At 67.2% G+C, this 5167-nt stretch carries 5 protein-coding genes and 1 pseudogene; all 6 read right to left on the bottom strand.

Going from position 1 to position 5167, the window contains the following annotated elements; translation table 11 throughout:
• Positions 1-1047 (bottom strand): annotated as a pseudogene (locus KBZ07_RS15950) (flavin oxidoreductase); the annotation flags it as partial.
• Positions 1047-2798, bottom strand: coding sequence for a diflavin flavoprotein (locus KBZ07_RS15955; protein ID WP_254932529.1), 1752 nt, complete (start codon positions 2796-2798; stop codon positions 1047-1049). The gene KBZ07_RS15955 and the pseudogene KBZ07_RS15950, both read right to left, overlap by 1 nt.
• A gap of 110 nt (positions 2799-2908) precedes the next feature.
• Positions 2909-3322 (bottom strand): Hsp20/alpha crystallin family protein, encoded by a 414-nt coding sequence (locus tag KBZ07_RS15960; protein ID WP_254932530.1) that lies wholly within the window; start codon positions 3320-3322, stop codon positions 2909-2911.
• An 82-nt stretch (positions 3323-3404) separates the two neighbouring features.
• Positions 3405-3869: a hypothetical protein gene (locus tag KBZ07_RS15965; RefSeq protein WP_254932531.1), complete on the bottom strand. Its 465-nt coding sequence runs from the start codon at positions 3867-3869 to the stop codon at positions 3405-3407.
• A gap of 31 nt (positions 3870-3900) precedes the next feature.
• Positions 3901-4407 carry an MEKHLA domain-containing protein gene (locus KBZ07_RS15970; RefSeq protein WP_254932532.1) on the bottom strand — a complete coding sequence of 169 codons (507 nt, stop codon included), beginning with the start codon at positions 4405-4407 and terminating at the stop codon, positions 3901-3903.
• Positions 4397-5167: SWIM zinc finger family protein (locus KBZ07_RS15975; protein ID WP_254932533.1), on the bottom strand; the 771-nt coding region annotated here is incomplete at its 5' end. The genes KBZ07_RS15970 and KBZ07_RS15975, both read right to left, overlap by 11 nt.

Raw genomic sequence — 5167 nt, forward strand, 5'->3', positions numbered from 1 at the left:
GGCTGACACGATCGGTGTGGGGGCATGGCCGCCAAGGGTGGGAGAGCCGATCAAAATCGCATCGCAGCTGCGGATCGCCGCCAGCAGCTGCTCAGGTGGCGTGAACTCGCAGTTGATGCTCTCCACCCGCACGCCGGTACGGGCGACCCCCTGGGCGAGGGCATCGGCGATGGCGGCCGTGTTGCCGTAGGCGCTGGCAAACAGCAGTGCCACCGATAGGCGCGCCCGCTCCTGGGTTGCGCCCCAGCGGTGGTAGTCGTTGAGGAGGCTGCGCCAGCTCTCGCTGATCGCCGGCCCGTGGCCGGGCGCAATGGTGCGGATGTCGAGGGCTTCGAGCCGCTCCACCACCGACTCCACCTGGCGCGCCATCGGTGCCATAAGGCAGTCGTAGAAGTAGCGGCGGTCTTCCTCACTGCTGCTGCGGTTGGCCTCAGCGAAGCTCTCGCTGCAGAGGTGGGCCGCGAAAAACTTGCCACTCATCAGCAGGCCGCTGGTCTCCTCGAAGGCCATCAGCGCCCCGGGCCAGCGGGGGGTGGGGGTGGGAATCAGGCGCAGCACGTGGCCGTCGACGAGGTTGCGGCTGGCCTCCTGCTTCACCACATCGATCCGAGGTAGCGCTGGGATCGGCTCGGGGGTTGTCTCGCTGCCGGGGGCGACCGGTTTCTGCAGGTTCCAAAGCTCTGCGAGCAGCTTGGCGCCGGTGTTGGAGCTCACCAGCAGCAGGTTGGGCCAGCGGGCCGCCAGTTGGTGCAACAGGGCTACCCGATTGGGGTTGACGTGACCCACCACCACCTTCAAGGGGGCCTCGGCCGGCACCAGCTTCGCCAGCTCTGCCAGGAAGGGCTCGGCAAAGGAGCCGCCGGGGGGATGGACCAGCAGGGGCACCTCCTGGAACAGGAAGCTGTTGGCGGTGGTGCCGCGCTCCAGGCCGTATTCCACCTCGAAGCGCAGCCGGTTGGGGCTCAGCCCCTTGAGGCAGATCAGCCCCGGCTCGATGGGGAGCTGGATGACGCGTCGGCTGGGGCCGGGCTCGGCAGGGCTGCCCATCAGTAGTGGTTCCCGACTTTGCGGTGGTGCACGGCGGTGCTGGCTTCGGTGTCGGCCACGTTCCCCTGCTCCACCTCGGCGTAAATGATCCAGTGGTCGGGGCCCTCGAGGCGTTGCACCACGCGGCAGCCCAGGTAGGCCAGGGCATCACCGAGCACCGGGCCGCCCGTGGCGGCGCCCTCGAGGGTGCTTACCCCGGCGAAGCGGTCGGCTCCGGGCGGGAAGCGCTTGAGGAAATGGCGCAGCAGCTCCTGGTGGTTGTCCTCCCGCAGGATGTTGAGCACGAAGCGATCGTCCACCTGCAGCAGCGCCTCGATGGCCCGGTCTTTGGCTACCGCCACCGTGAGGCCGGGGGGCTCGAAACTTGCCTGGCTCACCCAGCTGGCCACCATCGCTGAGCTGCGCGTGCCCTCCGGTGTCTCCTGCCGCGCCGTCACCACATACAACCCCCCGGAGAGGCGCCCCAGGGCCTTGTCGAGATCGGCATCTAGAGACTTCATCGCGGCGATTGTCTTCTCCTTGGTTAGCAGCTGGCCTAGGTCGGTGCCGGCTTCCTCGCAGCGCTGATAGTCGTTGCCGCCAGGCACCTGGCGCACCCGCAGCGGTTCAAAGGCGGTCTTCTGGCCGAGGCTGCGCAACTGGCTGGCCACGGTGTCGATCGGCTCGTCGTTGCCGCCGAAGGCGTCGTAGCTGCCCACCCACTGCTTCGGTTTGAGGGCCGCTAACAAGGTTCCGATCGAAGCTTGCAGCTCGGCATCGGGCCGGGCTGGCCAGGTGGGTACCACCACGGCACTGGCTTCACCGATCAGGGCACTGAGCTCCTGGGCGTCGGTGGCGCGCAGATCCACCAGCTGCACTGCGGCGCCGGCCTTGCCGATGCCGCGGGCAATCGCCTGGCTGAGGCGGTCGCAGAAGCCGTATTGGCTCAGATAGCAAACTGCCGCATAGTTTTCGCCCGTGCTGCGCTCACTGCTCCAGGTTCGGTAGTCATCCAGCCAGAGGCCGAGGTGATGGCGCAGCAAGGGCCCATGACCCACCGCCACCGTGGTGATCTCGGGCAACCCATCCATGCGCTTCATCGCCTGCAGCACGCTGCGAGCGTTGGGGCCCATCAGGCAGTCGTAATAGAAGCGAAAATCTGGGGCTATGGCGCCGGGATCGGTGTCGAACAGCTCCTTGGAGCAGTAGTGCAGGCCAAAGGCATCGCAGGTGTAGAGGATGCCGGTGCCGTGGTCGAAGGAAAAGATCGTGTCGGGCCAGTGCAGGTTTGGAGCGCTGAGAAACTCGAAGCGGTGGGCCACGCCACTGGTGGGGTTGGTGCCCAGATCGAGCTCTTCGCCGCTTTTTACCGCCCGGCTTTTGAAGGGCCGGTGCACCTGATTCTCAAGAAACTGGATCGCAACCTTGGAGCCCACGATCTCGATCTCGGGGTTGAGCTCGAGCAGGTGGCCTATCAGTCCCGAGTGGTCGGGCTCGGTGTGGCTCACGATCAGGTGATCGATTGCTTTGGGGTCGATCAGCTCCTGCAGCAGCGGCAGCCAGCTGCCTTCAAATTTGAGGTGGCTGGTATCGATCAGGGCGGTGCGCTCGCCCCGCACCAGGAAGCTGTTGTAGGTGGTGCCGTTGCGCAGGCCAAACTCAATATCAAAGCGGCTGCGGTCCCAGTCGAGCGAGCGGATCGTGGTGGTGTCCGGGCCGATCGGCTCGCATTGCAGGCTGAGCCGGACTGCGGTTGCGACGGCACCAACCATGGATCGATCCGCGATTTTCCTAACTGTAGGAAGCCCGCCGACAAAAAAGGCCCGGCGGGTGGGCCGGGCCTGGGAGGTTTCTCTTCTCTCTCGTGTCCGCTCGGCCCTGATCAGCCCTCCACCTGCACCTGCACGGTGGTGAGGTTCTGGGCCTTAGGTGCCGTCACAGTGAGCAGGCCGTCGCGGTAGTGGGCTTGCAGGCTTTCGCGGTTGATGCCGCCGGGGAAGCGGAAGCTGCGGCTCCAGGTGCCGTAGCGGAATTCGCTGATCAAGGAGGTCTGTTTGGCGACCGGGGAAGAGGCATCGGGGCTTGGCTGGCGGCGCTCGGCGTTGATCACCAGGCTGCGGTCGGTGGCCTTGACGTCGATCGAGGTCTTATCGACACCGGGAAGCTCAAGGGCGATTACATAGGCGTCGTCGGTTTCGTGCACCTCGGCGGCCGGCACTCGCTCGGCGGCGGGACGCTCGGCAGCGCGCAGTTGTTGCTCGAGTAACTCGAAGGGATGTTGGTGCAGGGTGAGCATCGGATGTTCTCCGGGACACAGCCAATGTGCTGCGGCCAGCCGGGCGACGGCAGGGGGTAGACCGCCCGTTTTGGTTCGGCCCTTACGGCCCCGTTCGGTTGGCACCACTGGCAGGTAGGGGCAACCGGCAGCGCTGCTTTAAGGCGGCGATCACCCGGCCGATGGCGTCGGGATGGCCCTGCACGCTGAAGGCTTCCCGCTCCAGTTGCCGGTTGCCGTGGTGGTAGCGGGTGGTGAGGATGCCGCTGATCTCCTGCTCCACCACCGGGTTGAGCCGCACGCTCCAGCCCAAGGGCTGCAGCACGCCGGTGGGACAGCTCTGGGCTGCGTGAATGGCCTCATGCAGGAACACCTGCCGGCCGATGCCCAGCTCGAAGGCCACCGGCGCGATCCAGAGGGTGCGCGTTTTGGCTTGGAACAGCCCGTAGGCGCCGCGTACTGGCGGCGGGGCCAGCCGCACCTGAAAACCCCGTTGCTGCAGGGTTGTGAGCAGGGGCCGCAGCTCGGCGGGTAGTTGGGGTGGCGGCGCTGGGATGGCGGCGATCACAACAGGTTTGCCTTCACAACAGCTGGGTGCATCACAACAGCCACCAGCGGCTGAAGCGGGCGGCCTGGCCGCAGGGCTGGCCTGAGCTATCGCGCAGGGTCCAGAGGCGGGCGGCTTCGATGGCAAAGCGGCGGCCGCGGCTGTCGATGCGGATGCCCCGGTAGCCCGAGATCGCTTCTTTGGCTTGGGCTGCCACCAACGCCTGGCGGCGGCTGGCCCGCTCGGCGGGCTCGGCGGTGAGCCGCGACGGCATACCCACCAGCTCGGGCCAGGGGCGCAGCCATAGGCGCAGGGCCGCCCGGTTGGCATAGATCAGTCTTGGCCCTGGCTCGCTGCTGGGATCGGCGCCGTCATGGGCCAGCAGCACCAGCTCGGCGGCAAACAGCTCCTGGGCCACCAGCTGGGGCGAGGCGTCGGCGGCTAGGCCGGCGATCAGAGGGGTGCCGAAGGCGCGCTGGTAATTGCTGAGCAGGCACAGGGCCAGGCTTTGGGCCGCCGGCGTCAGCCAGGGGGGCGGGCTGGGGAGCTCAGCTGTCATCACCGTTGGCCGGGCCCATGGCCTTGGCCATGGCCAGGGCCGCCAGCTGCTGGCCGTGGGCCTTGAGGTGCTCCAGGAAGTGGAGATTGGCCTCGGGGAAGCGGGGTTCTTCTGCCAGGGGCAGGGGACCGGCGGCATCGAGGCCGGTGTCGCCCTCCAGGGCTGGTGTGATCACCACCAGATCCGAATCGAGGGCTGCGCCGTAGCGCCACCAGCGGTTTGGGTCCTTGATGGCTGGATGCACCGGCTGCAGCGCCACTGCGGCGCCCGGCTGGGAGCCCTGTTTGGCGGCAGCCTGTCTGGCCTGTTTTGCCAGCGCCTTGCGCCGCCGCTTGGCCAGGTCGGCCAGCAGCTGGGCCCGGGTGCGGCCGCGCAGCTGGAACAACACGAAGGGGTCTTCGCTGAAGCGATCGCCCATCAGGTAGTAGACGGCGCTGACGTGCTTGCAGGGGTTGGCCTTATCGGGGCAGCTGCACTCGCTGCGCACCTCCTGCAACTTGAACGGAAACAGGCGCTTGCCGCTGGCCGCGAAGGCGCGCTCTATGTCCTGGGGCATGACGCCGGCCAGCAGCTGGGCCGACCAGCGCGCCTTCTGGGTGAGGGCGTCGAGCACGTAGTTCCAGTCGTCGTCGTGGAGCACGTCGAGCCAGAGCTTCACCTTGTAAGGCTCTTCGTCGGTGCCCTGCACTCGGGCATGCACTCGCCGCCCCTCAAAGCGGATCGAGGTGACATTGCCGCTGCGGGCATACTCCCAGGCGCG

The sequence above is a fragment of the Cyanobium sp. BA20m-14 genome (assembly GCF_024346295.1).

Coding starts and splice junctions, on each gene's coding strand:
- KBZ07_RS15955 (WP_254932529.1), bottom strand. CDS start 2,798: ATGGTTGGTGCCGTCGCAACCGCAGTCCGGCTCAGCCTGCAATGCGAG.
- KBZ07_RS15960 (WP_254932530.1), bottom strand. CDS start 3,322: ATGCTCACCCTGCACCAACATCCCTTCGAGTTACTCGAGCAACAACTG.
- KBZ07_RS15970 (WP_254932532.1), bottom strand. CDS start 4,407: ATGACAGCTGAGCTCCCCAGCCCGCCCCCCTGGCTGACGCCGGCGGCC.